Origin of the sequence: Sinorhizobium numidicum, from assembly GCF_029892045.1 — a bacterium.
GTDB lineage: Bacteria > Pseudomonadota > Alphaproteobacteria > Rhizobiales > Rhizobiaceae > Sinorhizobium > Sinorhizobium numidicum.
On sequence record NZ_CP120367.1, the window covers coordinates 1,007,319 to 1,025,781 of the forward strand.

Sequence of the window (18,463 nt, forward strand, 5' to 3'; positions counted from 1 at the left end):
CGGTTACTTTGTGACAGAGGGTAATCGTACTTGTCAACAGAAAAAACGACATGGGGTGATTTCAGCGGCGGATGGACGCCAAAGTCACATGAACGATGTTCCGCTTCCAGGCTTCGAGGCTGTCCTCTTCCGCCAAGTCCCGGCCGAAGATTGTCGACAATGTATACTGGTTCGAGAGATAGAAGTAGCCGAGCGCGGCGATGGTCAGATAGACATGCAACGGATCGACATCCGCACGGAAGAGACCCATTGCCTTGCCCCTGTCGAGAAGGCCGGAGAGCTTGTCGATGAAATGCGAGTGCAATTCCTTCAATCGCGTCGACTGGCGCAACCAGCGTGCGCGATGCAGGTTCTCAGTGCCGAGCAGACTCAGGAATTCCGGATGCTCAAGGAAGTACCTCCAGGTGAACATCGCGAGCTCCGCTACTCCTTCCTCCGGCTCCAAGTCACTGAGCTTAACTGATTTTTCCGCCGTTCTGATGCCGATGTAAGCCTCTTCGAGGACGGCGAGATAGAGCTGCTCCTTGTCGCCGAAATAATGATAGAGCATCCGCTTGTTCGTGCCCGCCCTCTCCGCGATGGCATCGACGCGCGCGCCACCGATGCCGTTCTCCGCGAACTCCTTGGTCGCGGCCGCAAGGATCGAGGCGCGCGTGCGCTCGGGGTCGCGCTGCGCAGCCCGCTCAGCGCGTCCGCCCGTCCCGTTCCTGCCTCTCGCGCCTAGCCGCATCTTGTCCATCGCACCACCTCCGGCACCTCTTGCCTTCGTCGGCAATCGATGCAACATTGTAAACATAATTTACAAGATAATGACACCTTCGCGCACAACTGCTTGACAGGTTCATTTCTTGCTCATAACTTGTAACCAATTAGTTATTTGTTGCAAGAGGACCACGTAACGGAACGTTGTGGAGGCGTTCCGCAGGGAGGAGGAACAGATGACACTACGCATGACGAGACGGAACGTCCTCGCAGGAGGCGCCGCAGTTCTTTCATATTCCATGCTGGCTTCGAGCGCCCTTTCGCAGGAAAAGCGACTGCGCGTGCTCTGGTGGGGATCGCAGTCCCGCGCCGACCGCACCAACAAGGTCAACCAGCTCTTTCAATCCGAAAACCCGGGCGTTGCGATCAACGGCGAATTCCTCGGTTGGACCGATTACTGGCCGCGCCTCGCGACACAGGTCGCCGGGCGCAATGCGCCGGACATCATCCAGATGGACTATCGCTATATCGTCGAATATGCCCGGCGCGGCGCGCTCGCGCCGCTCAACGACTATCTCGGCTCCGTGCTGAAGGTCGAGGATTTCGACAAGGTCCAGATCGAGGGCGGCAGCGTCGACGGCAAGCTCTACGGCGTCAGCCTCGGCGCGAACTCGGCAGCGATGATGGTCAATGTCGTCGCTTTCGAGGAAGCCGGTGTCGAGCTGCCGACCTCATCGACCACCTGGGAGGACATGGCGCGCATCGGCGCGGAGATCACCAAGGCCGGCAAGCGCAAGGGCTTCTACGGCCTGGCGGACGGCAGCGGTGTGGAACCGCTCTTCGAAAACTGGCTCCGCCAGCGCGGCAAGGCGCTCTTCACCGCGGAAGGCAAAATCGCTTACGACGCAAATGACGCGGCCGAATGGTTCGCCATGTGGGCGGCGATGCGTGAGGCCAAGGCCTGCGTGCCGCCGGACATACAGGCACTCGATCAGTTCAATATCGAAACAAGCCCGTTGTCGCTCGGAAAGGCGGCGACGTCCTACGCCCATTCCAACCAACTCGTCGGCTATCAAGCGATCAACAAAGACAAGCTGACGATGCGAACTCACCCGCTGATCGGCAAGGATGCAAAGCCCGGCCACTACCGCAAGCCGTCGATGTTCTTCTCGGTCTCCGCACAAACCAAGGACCCCGAGTTCGGCGCCAAATACATTAATTTCTTCGTCAAGGATCCAAAAGCTGCGGCAATCCTCGGGGTCGAACGCGGGGTGCCGGAATCGGCCGCCGTGCGCGAGGCGCTGGCGCCGACGCTCGACGAGCTCGGTCGCGCTGCACTCGAATATGTTTCGGGTCTCGGAGCGCTCGCCGGCGACTTGCCGCCGCCGCCGCCGTCGGGCGCTGGCGAGGCGGAGTTAGCTCTGCGCAGTGTCGCCGAACAGGTGGGCTTCGGCCAGCTCGACGCCAAGCAAGGCGGCGAGACACTGGTGAACGAGGCCACTCAGATCCTGTCGCGAGGCTGAGGGCATGGCAGCCGTGCAGGATTCCGCGATAGCTGTCGGTGCGGGCGCCAAGGGGCGCCCCGCCGCCAGGGGCCGCCTGGCCGACCTCTGGACAAAACACGGCGCCGGCTACATGTTCCTGTTGCCGTGGCTCGTCGGCTTCTTCGGACTGACGCTCGGGCCTGCCGTAGCCTCGCTCTATCTCTCCTTCACCAATTTCGACCTGATCCGCTCCCCCGAGTGGGTCGGGGCGGCCAACTACGTCCGCATCGCCACCGCCGATCCGAAATTTGCCGCCTCACTGCAGGTGACCTTTCTCTATGTCGTGCTTTCGGTGCCCTTCAAACTCGGCTTCGCGCTGCTCGTCGCGATCCTTCTCGATCGCGGCGTGAGGGGCCTCACCGTCTATCGCGCCATTTTCTACCTGCCGTCGCTGCTTGGCGGCAGCGTAGCGATCGCCGTGCTCTGGCGTCAGCTCTTTGCCGGCGACGGGCTGATCAACAGCCTGCTCGCCCAGTTCGGCATCGAGGGCCCGAGCTGGATCTCGCATCCTGACTATTCGATCTGGACACTCGTCGTCCTTAGCGTCTGGCAGTTCGGCTCACCGATGATCATCTTCCTCGCGGGTCTCCGGCAGATCCCGACGGACATGTATGAGGCGGCGAGCCTCGACGGAGCATCCAAGTTCCGGCAGTTCTACAAGATCACGCTGCCGCTCTTGACTCCGGTCATCTTCTTCAATGCGGTGGTGCAGACGATCGAAGCCTTCAAAGCCTTTACTCCCGCCTTCATCATCTCCGGCGGCACCGGCGGGCCGATCAACTCGACGCTGTTCTACACGCTCTATCTCTACCAGGAAGCCTTCGGCAACTTCCGCATGGGCTATGCTTCGGCGCTTGCCTGGATTCTCGTGCTGATCATCGGTCTGTTCACGGCCTTCTCCTTCCTCACATCGCGCTATTGGGTGCACTACGATGACTGACACGACCATGAGCTCGATCACCGCACCGCCTCCGCCAATGTCCGGCCGCCGCGGCCCGGTCGGGTCGGTTCTCATTCATGCCGCCCTGATCGCCGCTTCAATCGCGATGCTCTATCCGCTCTTGTGGATGGTCTCCGCCTCGGTTCGGCCAGAGGACGAGATCTTCTCCTCGACCACACTCTGGCCGTCTTCGGTGGATTTTGCCTCTTATGTGCGCGGCTGGTTCGGGCTCGACGTCAGCTTCGGGCGCTTCTTCTGGAATTCGCTTGTCATTGCGGTGCTGACGGTCATCGGCAACGTGGTCGCCTGCTCGCTTGCGGCCTACGCATTCGCGCGCCTACGATTTGCCGGCCGCAATTTCTGGTTTGCGATGATGCTGGGGACGATGATGATCCCCTATCACGTGACGCTGATCCCGCAATATGTGCTCTTCCTTGATCTCGGCTGGGTGAACACGATCCTGCCCCTCGTGGTGCCGAAGTTCCTGGCAAGCGACGCCTTCTTCATCTTCCTGATGGTGCAGTTCTTCCGCGGCATACCACGCGAACTCGACGAGGCGGCGATGATGGACGGCTGCGGCCCGTGGCGCATTTACTGGAAGATCATGCTGCCGCTGTCACTGCCCGTGCTGGCGACGGCCGCGATCTTCTCCTTCATCTGGACCTGGGATGATTTCTTCGGGCCGCTGATCTACCTGAACGACATGAACACCTACACGATCCAGCTCGGGCTTAGAACCTTCGTCGACTCGAGCAGCACCTCCGACTGGGGCGGTCTCTTCGCCATGTCGACACTGACCCTCGTGCCCGTGTTCTTCTTCTTCCTGTTCTTCCAGCGCCTGCTGATCGAAGGCATCGCCACCACCGGCATGAAACGCTGATCGACGGAGTTCAAAGAAAAACCATGGATGAATTGCGTTTTGCCGCCGTCGGCCTCAACCACAACCACATCTACGGCCAGGTCAACTGCCTCATGAGAGCCGGCGCACGCCTCGTCGGCTTCCACGAAAAGGACGACGCACTCGCTGCGGAATTTTCCGCGATCTACAAGGACGTGCCGCGGATCGCCTCGCTCCAACAGATTCTCAACGACGAGAGCATCGGCCTGATCACCTCTGCCGCTATCTCGGCCGAGCGGGCGGAGCTGGCGATCAGCGCCATGCGCTACGGCAAGGACGTTCTGGTCGATAAGCCGGGGATGATCAGCCTGGACCAGCTCGCCAAGGTGCGCCGGATCCAGGCCGAGACCGGACGCATCTTCTCGATTCTCTACTCGGAACATTTCGAGAGCCCGGCGACGGTCAAGGCCGGTGAGTTGGTCGCCGCCGGCGCGATCGGCGACGTCGTTCATATTGTTGGCCTTGGCCCGCATCGGCTGCGCAAGGAAACGCGCCCCGAATGGTTCTTCCGCCGTGCGGACTACGGCGGCATCCTCACCGATATCGCCTCGCACCAGTGCGAACAGTTCCTCTTCTTCACCGGCGCCAGCAAGGCCACGATTCTTTCAGCAAGCGTCGACAACCGAAGCGTTCCCGACAGGCCGGAACTGCAGGATACCGGCAACCTCCATCTTTCGACGGGTCGCGCTACCGGCATGATTCATGTGAACTGGCTCACCCCCGACGGCATGCCGACCTGGGGCGACGGCCGGCTCTTCATCATCGGCACCACGGGCACGATCGAGGTGCGCAAGACGGTCGATCTCGCCGGGCGCGAGGGAGGCAATCACCTCCTTCTCGCCGATCGGAACGGCGTCGAGCATATCGACTGCTCGGGTGTTGAACTGCCCTTCGGCAGTCAGCTCCTCGCTGATATCCGCGACAGGACCGAAACCGCCATGCCGCAGGAGCGCTGCTTCAACGCGATGGAGCTTGCCCTTTCAGCGCAAGCGCTCGCCGAACGTAATTGGGAAAAGAACTGATATGAGTATCAAGACAGTCGCCATTATCGGCTGCGGCATCGGACGGTCGCATATCGTCGAAGGTTATTTGCCGCACCCGGACAAGTTCCGCGTGGTGGCGCTCTGTGACCTCAACGTGGAGCGGTTGAACGAAGTCGGCGATGAGTTCGGCATCGAGCGGAGGACGAGGTTCTTCGAGGAACTGCTTGCCGACGACAGCATCGACCTCATCGATATCTGCACGCCGCCCGGCATTCACCTCGAGCAGGTGCTCGCAGCACTTGCCGCGGGCAAGCATGTGATCTGTGAAAAGCCGCTGACTGGTTCTTTGGCGGGCGTCGACCGGATCATCGAGGCGGAGAAGCACGCCAGGGGCGTCTTGATGCCGATCTTTCAGTATCGCTATGGCGACGGCATCGAGAAAGCGAAGCGGATCATCGACGCTGGCATCGCTGGTAAGCCCTATGTGAGTTCGGTGGAGACCTTCTGGTTGCGCACGCCGGCATATTATTCCGTTCCGTGGCGCGGCAAATGGGAGACGGAACTCGGCGGCGTACTGGTGACCCATGCGCTGCACCTCCACGACATGCTGCTGCATCTCCTTGGCCCGGTTGCAAAAGTGTTCGGACGCGTCGCGACGCGGGTCAACGATATCGAGGTCGAAGACTGCGCCTCGGCGAGCCTGCTCATGCAAAACGGCGCCTTCGTTTCGCTTTCCTGCACGCTCGGTTCACAGGAGCAGATTAGTAGGCTCCGGCTGCATTTCGAGAACGTCACCTTCGAAAGCAGCCATGAACCCTATGCCCCGGGGAGGGATCCTTGGAAGGTGATTGCCGCCAATGAGGAGGTGCAGGCGCGGATCGATGAAGTGATCGGCGACTGGCAACCCGTTTCGCCGCGCTTCACGACCCAGATGGAGCATTTCCACGCGTTCCTCGCCGGCAGGGGTCCGCTGCCGGTGACGACAAAGGATGCGCGCCAGGCACTGGAGCTTGTAACCGCGATCTATCAGTCGGCGGATACCGGTCAGGAAATATCGCTGCCGCTTGGGCCGGAGAGCCCGAAATACGCCGACTGGCGCGCGAACACGAGATAATCGGCGAAGGCCGCAGGGAGGAAATGCACATGGCAACGAGCGTCGTTCTTCAGAAGGTCGAGAAGCGCTATGGCGCGCTCGATGTGATCCACGGCATAGATCTCACCATCGATCCCGGTGAGTTCGCCGTCTTCGTCGGCCCCTCGGGCTGCGGCAAGTCGACATTGCTGCGCATGATCGCCGGGCTGGAGGAGATTACCGGGGGGGCGCTGCTGCTCGACAACGACCGGATGAATGAGGTGGCGCCCGCCAAGCGCGGCATCGCCATGGTGTTCCAGTCCTATGCGCTCTATCCGCATATGTCGGTTTACAAAAATCTCGCCTTCGGCCTCGAAACGGCGGGCTACAAAAGGACGGAGATCGAGCCGCGAGTGCGCCGCGCCGCCGAAATCCTGCAGATCGAAAAGCTGCTCGAGCGCAAGCCGAAGGCGCTTTCCGGCGGCCAGCGCCAGCGCGTGGCGATCGGCCGCGCGATCGTTCGGGAGCCGCGCATATTTCTCTTCGACGAGCCGCTTTCGAACCTTGACGCGGAACTCCGGGTGCAGATGCGGGTCGAGATCTCGCGCCTCCACCGCGACCTCGGCAACACAATGATCTACGTGACTCACGATCAGGTCGAGGCGATGACCATGGCCGACAAGATCGTCGTCCTGAACTCGGGTCGGGTCGAGCAGGTGGGTGCGCCGCTCGATCTCTACAACAAACCCGTCAACCGCTTCGTCGCCGGTTTCATCGGCAGCCCCAAGATGAACTTCCTCAAAGCGCGGATCGAGGATGTCGGAGAAGCGGAAACGGCAATTCAGGTCTGCGGCGGCAGGATCCGCCTGCCCCGTCGCCTTGCGGGAGCGACCACAGGAGAGGACGTCACCTTCGGCATTCGGCCCGAACATCTTTCCGCACGCGAGAGCGGCATTGCGCTTGCCGCAATCAATGTCGAGCTCGTGGAAAATCTCGGCGGCGAAACCATGCTTTATGGCATCACTCCGGACAACCAGCAGGTGACGGTTGCGCTCGAAGGCCAGCAGAAGGTGGAGCGCGGCACCAATCTTTCCGTCTACTTCGATCCTTCGCGCTGTCACGTCTTCGGCGCTGACGGCAAGGCGATGTAGGGACGGCTGCCCGCTTTCAAAATATCGGCTGCGCGGACCGGAAGGGATGCCGGATGGGCATTTGCCATCGAACCGGAACGTCAGCGGCGAGCCGGCTGGAATAGCTCGACGAAATTCCCGGACGGGTCCATTGCCAGAATTTGCGATCCGCCAGGTCCGGTGACGATATCGTTCCGGAACTCTACGCCAGCAGCGCGTAATCGAGCGACCTCAGCGGTCAGGTCGTCCACGATGAGGTGAATGCAATTCCAGCCGCCAGGCTGCGGTCGTTCACCGTCGGGCATCGGTCGTCCGGCCGAGCTTGTCGGCCCGCTGAGCAGCAGCCGCAACGATCCTCGCTGGACGTCGGCGAAGGCGGGCGCTTGGTTAGAGAGAAGTGAAAAGCCTAGGTGTCGTACATACCACTCGACGGCAGCCTCGACGTCGTTGACCATGTAGCGCACATTGACGGTCGTTTCTGACATTCCTGCCTCACGATATTGGCATCATCGAGCGATAATCGAATGTTTCGTAGGCCTGCGGTTTCCGGTTGGCAATCTACCCTAACATACAACTGCACCCACAGCGCCGTGCGTCTTTTCAGACCGCACAAAGGTCGCTGTAGCACTTTGAATTGCTGCATGTTTTTATCCTTAAATCGGCTTCGATTTTAGGAAACATGCAGTAGGAATATCGATGGTCGTTCTGCGGGAGTATGTCTGCAGTCCCCAAAGCCCCGCTTAAAGTCCGCGGTCATCGAAACGATGGACGGCGACGCCTGCCACCGGGCTGCGGGCAACGAAAATACCGCCGGCCCGGCTCTTCTCACCAGCATCGGCCGGGCGCAGCGACGCGACGAAGAGCGTTTTCAAATCCGGTCCGGCGAAGCAGGGCATGGTGGGTGCCGGCACCGGGAACGGATGCGCCTGGATCAGGCGCCCCTCGGCCGTGAAGCGATTGAGGACGCCCGCCGAGACGCCTGCACTCCAGTAGTTGTCCTCAAAGTCTGTGGCCGCTCCGTCCGGACGGCCGGTCGGCTCGTCGAGGACCACGAGCCGCCGGCGCCCGGAGATTTCGCCGGTCGCAGGATCGAATTGCCAGCGGTCGATCCAGGGCCCGCGGGAATCGGAATGAAACAGCACGGAACCGTCGGCGCTCCAGGCGAGCCCGTTGCAGCAGACGATCTCGCTGGCCTTGCGCTCCACCCTGCCCTCCGGCGACACACGGTAGAGAAAAGCAATCGGCTGCCGGTCGCTAGTGACATCATGCATGGTGCCGACCCAGAAGGCGCCGTCCGGTCCGACCTTGCTGTCGTTCAACCGCGTGTCCGGCCTTTCCGGCTCGATCATCGCAACCTCGCGGACGACCACGCCGCTTTCCGGATCGAACAGCACGACGCGCTCTCGCTGCGCAAGGATGAGGCGCCCGGACTGAGCAAGGCCGAGGCTGCAGGCGCCATCCTCAACGATCCATTCGACGTGATTGCCCCCTGAAAGATCGGCACGATGAATTGCGCGCCTGCCGATGTCGACGAAGAACAGGCAGTTTCGGCGGTCGTCGTAGACCGGACTCTCGGCGACCTCGCACCGCAGGTCCAGCACACACTCAAATGTTAGGTCGAAAGACATGTCTTGCACCTTTGATATGACGAATTACCGATTGCGGGGGCTGATGCACTTCAGCACAAATCACGATTTTCTAGGCACTTACCGCATTCGTTTTTCTCTAACATTGCTATTGCCCTCGCTCAACTTGTAAATTAAAAATACAAGGAACTTGCCAAGGAGATTTCCATGAAAACGACCCCCGTAGACCTGGCCGACCTAAAGTCTTCCGTCCTCTCGGTGCCGCCATTGGCGCGAGACGCACAGGGAGAACCGAGCAAGGCCGAAAATCGCAGAATGGTGGAATGGCTGCGCTCGGGCGACGTAACGACCTATCTCTACGGCGGCAACGCAAATCTCTACAATTTCGGCGTCATGGAATTCGGCCGGCTCTTGGACTTGCTCGAGGAGATTGCACCAGGTGACGGCTGGATGATCCCGTCGATTGGTGCCGACTTCGGCAAGGCGGCCGACCAGGCTGCGATCCTTCGCGAGCGGGCCTTTCCGACCGCCATGGTGCTGCCGCTTGCTTTTCCTGCAACGCCTTCTGGCCTTGCCTCCGGCTTTGCGAAGCTTGCCGATATCAGCGCGCGGCCGCTGATTGCCTATATCAAGAATGACGGCTTCCTGGATGCGAGGGACGTTGCCCGGCTTTTCCGCGACGGCGCGATCTCGGCCTTGAAATACGCTGTCGTGCGCGCGGAGCCGAAAAACGACGCCTATCTCGAGGCCATCCTTGATGCCGTCGGCTCCGGCGAGCGCATCGTAAGCGGCATTGGCGAGCGCCCGGCAATCGACCATTTGGAGATGGGGCTCTCGGCCTTTACCTCCGGTTCGGTATGCGTCGCCCCGCATCTGTCGACCGCCATCCTGAAGGCCTGCCGCGAAGGGCGGCTCGCCGACGCCACGGCAATTCGCGCAAGCTTCCTGCCACTCGAGGATCTGCGCGATGCCCATTCCCCGATCCGCGTCCTGCATGAAGCGGTGCGGCTTGCCGCGATTTGCGAGACCGGTCCGATTGGCGAGTTCCTGTCCAATCTCGACGGCGCCGAAAGGCTAGCTGCCATCGCCGCGGCCGCGCGGGAGCTGAAGGCAAAGAGCGAAGCGGCGGCGAGCGGCGCGGAGCGGCGAGCGGCGAGCGCTTGACATGGCGCGGCTAGCGATCGTTATGCGATCCGGTAATGCGGGCGCGGGACTCCATCAGGTGATAGCGCATGTAGAGGCTCGCCAAGTCGCGGTTCTGGCCGGAAATCGCGGTGAATATCTTGCGATGCTCGTCAAGAACCCGACGTCGCCTGTCTTCGGTCCCCTGCTGCGTAAGGCTCAGCGCCATGCGCATAGAGCCGCGCAATATATCGCGCAGTTCTTCGAGGAGACGCGGAAAAAGTTCGTTTCCCGCCGCTTCGGCAACGGCAAGGTGAAAGGCGAAGTCCTCCTCCCAGCCGGTCTCGCCGCGTGCGAAGGCGCTCTCGAGCGCCGCCAGCGCCTCGCCGATCTGGTTGAGCTGAGCCTTGGTTCGCCGCATCGCGGCCAGTCCGGCGCATTCCGTTTCGAGTGCGAGGCGGGGTTCGAAGGCGCGCAGATAGCTCGCGATTTCCGCCGACGCGGCGAAATCGGTCAGCCGGTCGGACGGGCGCGACTTGACGAAAGTGCCGATCCCCTGGCGCGAGACCACCAGACCGTCCGCCTGCAGCCGCATCAACGCCTCGCGTACGACCGGCCGGGAGACCTGGAAGTCGCGGCAGATCCGGGCCTCGGACGGCAATTTTGCGCCCTCCGCCATCTGCCCGCTCGTGATCTGCTCAAGGATCTGACCGTAAAGGACATCGGCAAGGCGCTCTCGCCGCGCCGGTTTCAGTCTCAACATCACATCGTTCAATAGCTTGGTCTCACCTGTAATTTTTCTGAACAGGCGTAATCTAGCCGAGCCGATCGGGAATGCAAAGGAGGTCGCCAATGACCAAACGCAAGAGTCCAGAAGATCTTAGAAGCTTTCGCTGGTTCGGCGCCGAGGATCTGCGTTCCTTCGGCCATCGTTCCCGCCTTTACCAGATGGGCTACGATCACAATGAGATCGCAGCCAAGCCTGTCATCGCGATTGTCAATACCTGGAGCGACATCAACCCGTGCCACGCGCATCTGCGCACGCGCGCCGAGGAGGTCAAGCGCGGCGTGTGGCAGGCCGGCGGCTTTCCGATCGAATTGCCGGCAATGTCGCTCGCCGAGACCTATGTAAAGCCGACGACAATGCTCTACCGCAACTTCCTCGCCATGGAGGTGGAAGAGCTGATCCGCTCGCATCCGGTCGATGGCGTCGTCCTTCTCGCCGGCTGCGACAAGACAACGCCGGCAACGATCATGGGCGCGATCCAGGTCGATCTTCCGACGATCTTCGTGCCGGCCGGCCCGATGCTGCGCGGCAACTATCGCGGCCAGGCGCTCGGCTCCGGCTCCGACGTCTGGAAATACTGGGCAGAGAAGGAGGCGGGACAGCTCACCGAGCTTGAATGGAACGAAATGGAGCGCGGCATCGCCCGCTCCTTCGGCACCTGCATGACGATGGGAACGGCTTCGACCATGACGGCGCTTGCAGATACTCTGGGCCTTTGTCTGCCCGGGGCCTCGGCCATTCCCGCCGCCGACGCCGGCCATTCGCGCATGGCCTCGCTTTCGGGCGCGCGCATCGTCGAGATGGTCTTCGAGGACCTGAAACCCTCCAATCTTCTGACCGCCAAGGCATTCGAAAACGCACTTACGGTGCATATGGCCATGGCCGGCTCGACCAATGCGATGATCCACCTGATTGCGATGGCACGGCGATGCGGCATTCATCTGATGCTGGAAGACTTCGACCGCATATCCGAGCGCGTCCCGGTTCTGTGCAACATTCGCCCGACCGGCACTTTCCTGATGGAGGACTTCTATTACGCCGGAGGATTGCTCGCGCTCTGGAAGAGGCTGGAGCCGCTGCTCCACACCGAAGAACGGAACGTCATCGGTACGATCGGCGGAGCGCTAAAGCATGCCGAGGTTCACCTGCCCGATGTGATCCGCCCGCTCGACAATCCCGTGGCAGGACGTGGCGGCACGGCCATCCTCAAGGGCAATCTCGCGCCGCAGGGCTGCGTGATGAAGCCGGCTGCCGCTGATCCCGCGCTTCTCAAGCACCGCGGGCCTGCCCTCGTCTTCGACAGTTACGACGAGATGATGCGGGCGGTGGACGACTACGATCTCGACGTCACCGCCGAAACGGTGCTGATCCTGCGCAATGCCGGCCCCGTCGGCGGGCCGGGCATGCCCGAATGGGGAATGCTGCCTATCCCACGAAAGCTCCTGAAGCAGGGTGTCCGCGACATGGTCAGGATTTCCGACGCCCGCATGAGCGGCACGAGCTACGGCGCTTGCATTCTGCACGTGGCGCCGGAAGCTTACGTCGGCGGTCCGCTGGCTGCCGTTCGCAACGGGGACGTGATCGCCCTCGACGTCGCCAGCCGCACCATTACATTGGAAGTCAACCAGGCGGAGATAGAACGCAGGCTTGCCGGGTGGAGCCCGCCGGAGCGCGACTATTCCCGCGGCTATCTAAAGATGCACGCGGAGCATATTCAGCAGGCCCCGGAAGGCTGCGACTTCACCTTCCTGCAGTCGCCCCATAAACTGCCCGAACCCGAGATACATTGATGGGATAGGTGAAACGGATGACGACGCGACTTTTGGTGACGGGTGCCGCCGGCGTCCTCGGCCGTTATGCGCGCGAAGGACTGAAAGACCGCGGGAAGGTTCTGCGCCTCTCGGACGTTGTCGATCTTGGCCCTCCCCGCGAAGGCGAGGAAGTGGTCCAGTGCGACCTCGCCGATGGGAAGGCGATCGAAGCTCTGGTATGCGGCTGCGATACGATCCTGCACCTTGGCGCTCTGGCGACCGAAGCCAGTTTCGATGCACTCCTTCAGGCCAACTTCCTCGGCACCTACAATCTCTACGAAGCTGCACGCAAAGCCGGGGTGAAGCGCATCATCTTTGCGAGTTCCAATCATGTCACCGGCTTTCATCCGATCGGCAAAGAGCTCGATGACAAAGCAGAGCGTCGGCCCGACAGTCTTTACGGCGTCAGCAAATGCTTCGGCGAGGACCTATCCAGGCTCTACTTCGACAAATTTGGGCTGGAGACAGTCTGCCTGCGCATCGGCAGTTGCTTCGATGAACCCCGAAACCGACGTATGCTTTCGACGTGGCTCAGCCCGCGCGACTTCATATCGCTGGTGAGCAAGCTTCTCGACGTACCGGTGATCGGCCATCTGATCCTTTACGGCGTGTCGGCGAACCGCGACGTCTGGTGGTCCAACGCTCATGCCGATTTCATCGGCTGGCAGCCGCAAGACAGCAGCGAGCCCTATCGGAAATCGATCGAGTTGAGCGAGCAGGACCCCGCCGGTTGGCGGTTCCAGGGCGGCCGTCTCGCGACGGTGGAGACATCCGCCTAGTCGACGACTGCTTTGGAGCGTCGATCTTCTCGGCCAGCCGGAGGAGGTCCGGCCGAGGCGCGCTCGGGAAGGTGAGTATAATACCCGCTTGAAACCTCCGACCGCGTCTCCATCATTCTGTCATGATCTATTTCACCAGCGATACTCATTTTGCCGATCCCCGCGTTTTACGGATCGATCGCCGTCCATTTGCTACTGTGGCCGAGCACGACGCAGCTTTGATCCGAAACTGGAATTCGGTCGTTCAGGAAGAGGATGAGATCTGGCATCTCGGCGACTTCATGTCGTCTAGCCGCGGCGATTGCGATCAGGTGCTTTCGATGCTTGCCGGCTGCAAGCATCTGATCATCGGCAACAACGATACTCCACAGGTTATAAGCTCGCCGGGTTGGGCGAGCGTTCAGCATTACGCCGAGATTTTAGTCGAGCAACATTTCCTGGTCCTTTGCCACTACCCTTTCAGAACCTGGAACAAGATGGGCAAAAGATCGATCAACCTGCATGGTCATTCACATGGTCGATTGAAGGCAACCCCACGCCAGTACGACGTCGGTGTCGACGCTCAGGGGTTACGGCCGGTCAGCCTGGGTGCGCTTCTCAAGCGCCGTTAAGCAAAAAACCCGCACCCGGCGGGGCTGGCGGAGGCGGCTGGATCCGAGCCAGCGGAGCCTTCCTGAGGGCCCGGGAAGTTCGCAACCCCTGCAATCGACCACTCTGCTACGGCTCCGCACGAGGCATCCGAGCTAGGCGGCTACGTTCCGCTGAGGTTACGATCACTGGCGTGCCGGGCAAAACTCGGAACGTCCTCGATTTTACAGAGGATATCGGTTTTCTTGGCGAAGCGTCGGAATGTCTCCTGCGCGGCAGCTAGGGGAAACGTTCCGGCATATGCTTCACGGCAAGCCTTCCCTGCCATTTCATATACAAGATCACGTCGGTCGCTGGGCCAGTCCTCCAGGAAGTCGAATGCGTCATCAAGACACGTGATCTCTTCGATGTAATGCTTCCGTTTGACGTAGATGGGTCTGTCAAACAGCATTGTCGCCATTTCCGCCTCCTTATCTAGGCTCGTTGCAACCGAGATTTAGGAGGCGATTTTTGGCTCTTCAAGACCGGCTTCCTATACCGCCTAGGGCGGAGTGCGCCATTCACTCGCGGGGATGTACACTTCTCTTCTGTATCAAGCGTGCCTTGTGATGCGGGCAGTATTTCCCCTCGGCCTTGGCTGCGCAGAAAAGATACGGGCCACCGCTGTTGATCGGCCAGATGCACTCGCCGGGCAACAAATCCTCCAAGCGCTTAGCGAACGGCAACCGTTTCGCGTCGTATTCATCCGCAGGGGTGAATTCTCTCACATACTCGTTCATCGTCGACGTCACCGCTATTTCGTTCCGCAGACCCGACCAGCCTCTGTGACTGAGGTTTCCGGATCCGTGTTTTCTTCGGGAGAAACGCGCGATTGCGAAATACGATCCCGCTATGAGGTGGCGAAAGCCGTCACTTTCAAAGCAGCCGTTGACAAATCCTCGTCCCCGCAGCGATGGCGACGTCTGGCGGTAGCTCTTATGCACGATCGAGCTTCAGAACGCAGCAGCGGCTCGACGCCTCGGGTAACGACGGTATCGTGCCTGAAACGTACAAAACCAACGACTTCTTATGGCATCCCGGCATCATGCCGCCGTTAGGGCTACTCCCTTCAGGAGCGGCGATTCCTCCAACGTCTCGATCATGTATTCAATGAAGACTCGAACCCGATGCGGCAGCGGTCCGCCGCCTACATAGATGGCGTGGATCAATTCGAGATCACCTGGATTGCAGTTTTCAAGCAGAGGCACGAGCCTTCCGGCGGCAATATCGGTCGCGACGTGAAATAGTCCCAGCCGTGCAATGCCGGCTCCGGCAAGCACCATCTGCTTCATGGTCTCGCCATTGTTGACGACCAGGCTTCCCGTGACCGCCTGTGCGATTTCCCGGCCTTCCCACACGAAGGGCCAGGACGGCCGTGCGCGGCGAAAGTTGAAGGTCAGGCAGTGATGACGGTCTAGATCGGCGGGCGTTGCAGGTCTTCCTTTGCGCTCCAGGTAAGAGGGAGCGGCGCAAACGACACGCCTGCTCTGCCCGAGCTTTCGCGCGATCAGAGCGCTGTCCGGCAGGTTTCCCATGCGGATGGCGACGTCGGTCTTGTCCGCGACGAGATCGACGATACCGTCTGTGAAGCTCAGGTCGACGATCAAATCGGGGTTGCGCGCAATGAAGGCGGGCATGGCCGGCGCCACAAACATCGTGCCGAACGGAATCGTGGTGTTCACCCGAAGCCGTCCACGCACCGCACCACCGGCCGCTTCCTGATCAGCATCGTTCAGATCCTGCAAAATCCGAAGTGCTGCGTGATGATAGGCTTCGCCTTCTTCAGTCAGCGTCAGCGCGCGGGTCGTGCGCACCAGAAGGCGTGTGCCAAGCCTTGCTTCCAGACGCGCGATCAGTTTGCTGACCGCTGATGGTGTAATGTCAAGGCTGCGCGCTGCTGCAGAGAAGCCACCTTCCTGCACGACTCGCGCAAACACCTCCATCTCGCCCGATCGTTCCATCAGAATGCGCGGCATTGATGACCTTCATTCACAGGTGCATGTCAAATTAGGGCAATAGTGCCTGCAGTTCTTAAATCATAGCTTATCGCCGGAAACAATCTGGAGACCTATCATGGATTTGCAACTGACTGATAAAACTGCTCTCGTCACCGGCGCCACCGCCGGCATCGGGCTCGCAATCGCTCGCGCTCTCGCTCTCGAAGGCGCAAACGTTATCATCACCGGCCGCGACCAGTCGAAGCTCGACAGCGCGATCAGCGATATCAAGACCTCCGGCGGTGAAGCCATCAGCGGCATTCTGGCAGATGCTGCCACGGCCGAAGGCGCCACGATCATCGCCAAGGCCGCACCATCAGTCGATATCCTTGTCAATAATCTCGGCATTTACGAAAGCAAGGACTTCGGCGCCATCACCGACACGGACTGGACCCACCTGTTCGATGTGAATGTGATGAGCGGCGTGCGCCTGTCGCGCGCTTACCTGCCAGGCATGCTGGAGCAGAACTGGGGTCGGATCATTTTCATCTCGAGCGAGTCCGGTCTCGCCATTCCGCCCGACATGATCCACTACGCGACCACCAAGACAGCGCAGCTTTCAATCTCGCGCGGCTTGGCGCAACTGACGCGCGGCACCGCCGTGACCGTCAATGCGGTGCTGCCGGGGCCGACCCGTTCGGAAGGCATCGAAGCCTTCCTGCGCAGCCAAGCCAGCCACCCATCCGCTTCGATCAAGCAGATCGAGGCTGAATTCTTCGCCACTGCGCGGTCCGCTTCGATCCTGCAGCGCATGGTGGAGGCAGAAGAGGTAGCAAGCCTCGTCACCTATCTCGCCAGCCCGCGTTCATCGGCCACCAATGGCGCAGCCCTGCGCGCCGAAGGCGGCCTTGTCAACACGATCGGCTGAGAGGGAGCGTTCAATGCCAAATTCGCCGCTCACGATCATTGCCATCACCACCGCCAAACCTGGCAAGGAGGCGGCCCTTGGTGCTGCCCAGGAAAAGCTGGTCGCCGAAACGCGCATCGAGGACGGCTGCCTGCGCTACGAACTGCACCAGTCTCTCGACGACGGTCGGGTCCGCATCTTCGTCGAAAGCTGGGAAAGCGAAGCCCGGTGGCGTGCCCATATGGAAGGCGCTGCCATGCAGCGGTTTCAGACCAGCGGCGTCGGCGACTATTTCGCCGATTTCTCGCTGCATCGCCTGGTGAAGGTCGCTGGCTGAAACAGCCGTCTCGCTCTTCCTTCAAAACAGAATTTCCAGACATTCGGAGACAAACCGTGAAACCTCTGCTCAACCTCGCCGTCACCCTTGTCCTCGCCTTCACCGCTGCCAGCGCGCATGCCGCAAACGTTCTGGTCGTTCTTTCCGATTCCGACCATCTCGACCTGAAGGACGGCAAGGTCTTCAAGACCGGCTTCTATCTCAATGAACTGATGCAGCCGGTCAAAGCCCTGCTCGATGCCGGTCACGAGATCACCTTCGCCACCCCGAAGGGCACCGCACCGTCCGTCGACGAGACGTCCATTGACAAGATGTATTTTGGCGGCGACGAAGCCGCGATGAAGGCGAGCGAAGCGCAACTCGACGAACTTCGCCTGTTGTCGAGCAGCACATCTCCCGTGGTCAGTCTCGCGCGGGTCGAGCAGATCGGCTACGATCATTTCGACGCGGTCTACGTCCCCGGCGGCCATGCCCCGATGCAGGATCTTCTCGTCAGCCCCGAACTTGGCAAGTTGCTGACGCATTTCCATGAAAAGGGCAAGACGACCGCGCTTGGCTGCCATGGCCCCATCGCGCTCATCTCGACGCTGCGGGACGCGAAGGGGTTCACCGCACAGCTTGAAATCGCCGGCACCGCGAAAGCAGAAGATGAATGGATCTATGCCGGCTATAGGCTGACTGTCATCAGCAATCAGGAAGAGGAAATGGCCAAGGGATTGCTCGGCGGCGGCGAGATGAAATTCTATCCGCAGGATGCTCTCACTCAAGCGGGTGGTCGCTTTGGTCAATCCGAGGCACCCTTCAGCGCGCATGTCGTGACCGATCGGGAACTGATTACCGGCCAAAATCCGGCCTCGGCTCCAGCCGTTGCCCAGGAATTGCTGAAGCGCTTGAAGTGAAAAGCGCATCTTCGATCGGACGGCGTAGATCAACATTGGGATGATCGGCAGCAGTTCGCTTGGATCGGACCGAGCAGTGGCTTCGCTTCTTAAGAAAGCCGGGCCGCTCTCTACGATCATTCTGTGGCAATCCCGACCTCTACTGCATGTTTCGTTAAATCGCAGCCGATTTGAGGACAAAAACATGCAGCAATTCAAAGTGCTACAGTGACCTTTGTGCGTCTGAAAAGACGCACGACGCTGTAGCGGGTCCGGAACAGTGGCCGAAAGATCCGCCGCTTCGTCGAAGATTTGCCGCCAAGCTTTTCCACCTTTTGCGCCACGCATTGGTCAGCCGCTCTGCACTTGGGTTCAAACCATTCTCAAACGGGTTGATTTTGACCCTTGATTGCAGCCACGTCT

Annotated in this window: 20 protein-coding genes and 1 tRNA gene; 13 read left to right on the forward strand and 8 right to left on the reverse strand. The window is 60.6% G+C overall.

Annotation, left to right across the window (positions count from 1 at the left end; genetic code table 11):
• Positions 1-61: 61 nt before the first annotated feature.
• The gene (locus PYH37_RS04820; protein ID WP_280732291.1) at positions 62-739 is read right to left on the reverse strand and encodes a TetR/AcrR family transcriptional regulator; all 678 of its coding nucleotides are present in this window, start codon (positions 737-739) and stop codon (positions 62-64) included.
• A 199-nt stretch (positions 740-938) separates the two neighbouring features.
• On the opposite strand from PYH37_RS04820, the gene PYH37_RS04825 reads away from it, so the two are divergent.
• From PYH37_RS04825 to PYH37_RS04850, 6 genes are read left to right on the forward strand one after another with little or no spacing between them, the layout of a single operon-like run.
• A complete protein-coding gene (locus PYH37_RS04825; protein ID WP_280732292.1) occupies positions 939-2,225 on the forward strand; it encodes an ABC transporter substrate-binding protein in 1,287 nt (428 codons plus the stop codon).
• 4 nt (positions 2,226-2,229) lie between these two features.
• On the forward strand, positions 2,230-3,186 hold the full coding sequence (locus tag PYH37_RS04830) for a carbohydrate ABC transporter permease (protein ID WP_280732293.1): 957 nt from the start codon (positions 2,230-2,232) through the stop codon (positions 3,184-3,186).
• Positions 3,179-4,066, forward strand: coding sequence for a carbohydrate ABC transporter permease (locus tag PYH37_RS04835; protein ID WP_280732294.1), 888 nt, complete (start codon positions 3,179-3,181; stop codon positions 4,064-4,066). Before PYH37_RS04830 ends, PYH37_RS04835 begins: the two co-directional genes overlap by 8 nt.
• Before the next feature lie 23 nt (positions 4,067-4,089).
• Complete coding sequence (locus tag PYH37_RS04840) at positions 4,090-5,106, forward strand: Gfo/Idh/MocA family protein (RefSeq protein WP_280732295.1); 1,017 nt, start codon at positions 4,090-4,092, stop codon at positions 5,104-5,106.
• Position 5,107: 1 nt separating this feature from the next.
• Complete coding sequence (locus PYH37_RS04845; RefSeq protein ID WP_280732296.1) at positions 5,108-6,181, forward strand: Gfo/Idh/MocA family protein; 1,074 nt, start codon at positions 5,108-5,110, stop codon at positions 6,179-6,181.
• A gap of 29 nt (positions 6,182-6,210) precedes the next feature.
• Entirely contained in the window at positions 6,211-7,290 is a 1,080-nt protein-coding gene (locus PYH37_RS04850) for an ABC transporter ATP-binding protein (RefSeq protein ID WP_280732297.1), read from the forward strand.
• Between the two features lie 80 nt (positions 7,291-7,370).
• Here PYH37_RS04850 and PYH37_RS04855 read toward each other — a convergent pair whose 3' ends face one another.
• Together PYH37_RS04855 and PYH37_RS04860 are read right to left on the reverse strand one after the other, a co-directional pair.
• A complete protein-coding gene (locus tag PYH37_RS04855) occupies positions 7,371-7,754 on the reverse strand; it encodes a VOC family protein (protein WP_280732298.1) in 384 nt (127 codons plus the stop codon).
• Positions 7,755-8,009: 255 nt separating this feature from the next.
• Positions 8,010-8,897 carry an SMP-30/gluconolactonase/LRE family protein gene (locus PYH37_RS04860; protein WP_280732299.1) on the reverse strand — a complete coding sequence of 296 codons (888 nt, stop codon included), beginning with the start codon at positions 8,895-8,897 and terminating at the stop codon, positions 8,010-8,012.
• Between the two features lie 165 nt (positions 8,898-9,062).
• On the opposite strand from PYH37_RS04860, the gene PYH37_RS04865 reads away from it, so the two are divergent.
• Positions 9,063-10,019: a dihydrodipicolinate synthase family protein gene (locus tag PYH37_RS04865; RefSeq protein WP_280732300.1), complete on the forward strand. Its 957-nt coding sequence runs from the start codon at positions 9,063-9,065 to the stop codon at positions 10,017-10,019.
• A gap of 10 nt (positions 10,020-10,029) precedes the next feature.
• Here the strand turns inward: PYH37_RS04865 and PYH37_RS04870 are convergent, their stop codons facing one another.
• Positions 10,030-10,752, reverse strand: coding sequence for a FadR/GntR family transcriptional regulator (locus PYH37_RS04870; protein WP_280732301.1), 723 nt, complete (start codon positions 10,750-10,752; stop codon positions 10,030-10,032).
• 77 nt (positions 10,753-10,829) lie between these two features.
• On the opposite strand from PYH37_RS04870, the gene araD reads away from it, so the two are divergent.
• From araD to PYH37_RS04885, 3 genes are all read left to right on the forward strand, one after another.
• The gene (gene araD, locus PYH37_RS04875) at positions 10,830-12,554 is read left to right on the forward strand and encodes an L-arabinonate dehydratase (protein WP_280732302.1); all 1,725 of its coding nucleotides are present in this window, start codon (positions 10,830-10,832) and stop codon (positions 12,552-12,554) included.
• Between the two features lie 17 nt (positions 12,555-12,571).
• Complete coding sequence (locus tag PYH37_RS04880; RefSeq protein ID WP_280732303.1) at positions 12,572-13,354, forward strand: NAD-dependent epimerase/dehydratase family protein; 783 nt, start codon at positions 12,572-12,574, stop codon at positions 13,352-13,354.
• A 122-nt stretch (positions 13,355-13,476) separates the two neighbouring features.
• On the forward strand, positions 13,477-13,965 hold the full coding sequence (locus PYH37_RS04885) for a metallophosphoesterase family protein (RefSeq protein ID WP_280732304.1): 489 nt from the start codon (positions 13,477-13,479) through the stop codon (positions 13,963-13,965).
• A gap of 25 nt (positions 13,966-13,990) precedes the next feature.
• Here PYH37_RS04885 and PYH37_RS04890 read toward each other — a convergent pair.
• From PYH37_RS04890 to PYH37_RS04905, 4 genes are all read right to left on the reverse strand, one after another.
• Positions 13,991-14,081 (reverse strand) — tRNA-Arg (locus PYH37_RS04890).
• A 24-nt stretch (positions 14,082-14,105) separates the two neighbouring features.
• Positions 14,106-14,402, reverse strand: coding sequence for a DUF982 domain-containing protein (locus tag PYH37_RS04895; protein WP_280732305.1), 297 nt, complete (start codon positions 14,400-14,402; stop codon positions 14,106-14,108).
• A gap of 100 nt (positions 14,403-14,502) precedes the next feature.
• Positions 14,503-14,721: a GcrA cell cycle regulator gene (locus PYH37_RS04900; protein WP_280732306.1), complete on the reverse strand. Its 219-nt coding sequence runs from the start codon at positions 14,719-14,721 to the stop codon at positions 14,503-14,505.
• A gap of 303 nt (positions 14,722-15,024) precedes the next feature.
• Entirely contained in the window at positions 15,025-15,957 is a 933-nt protein-coding gene (locus tag PYH37_RS04905) for a LysR family transcriptional regulator (protein ID WP_280732307.1), read from the reverse strand.
• Between the two features lie 97 nt (positions 15,958-16,054).
• Between PYH37_RS04905 and PYH37_RS04910 the strand changes: the two genes are divergently transcribed.
• The 3 genes from PYH37_RS04910 to PYH37_RS04920 are packed head-to-tail and all read left to right on the forward strand — an operon-like array spanning position 16,055 to position 18,061.
• Positions 16,055-16,846: an SDR family NAD(P)-dependent oxidoreductase gene (locus PYH37_RS04910; RefSeq protein WP_280732308.1), complete on the forward strand. Its 792-nt coding sequence runs from the start codon at positions 16,055-16,057 to the stop codon at positions 16,844-16,846.
• 13 nt (positions 16,847-16,859) lie between these two features.
• On the forward strand, positions 16,860-17,162 hold the full coding sequence (locus PYH37_RS04915; RefSeq protein WP_280732309.1) for a putative quinol monooxygenase: 303 nt from the start codon (positions 16,860-16,862) through the stop codon (positions 17,160-17,162).
• A 56-nt stretch (positions 17,163-17,218) separates the two neighbouring features.
• Entirely contained in the window at positions 17,219-18,061 is an 843-nt protein-coding gene (locus PYH37_RS04920) for a type 1 glutamine amidotransferase domain-containing protein (protein WP_280732310.1), read from the forward strand.
• The last annotated feature ends 402 nt before the right edge of the window (positions 18,062-18,463 follow it).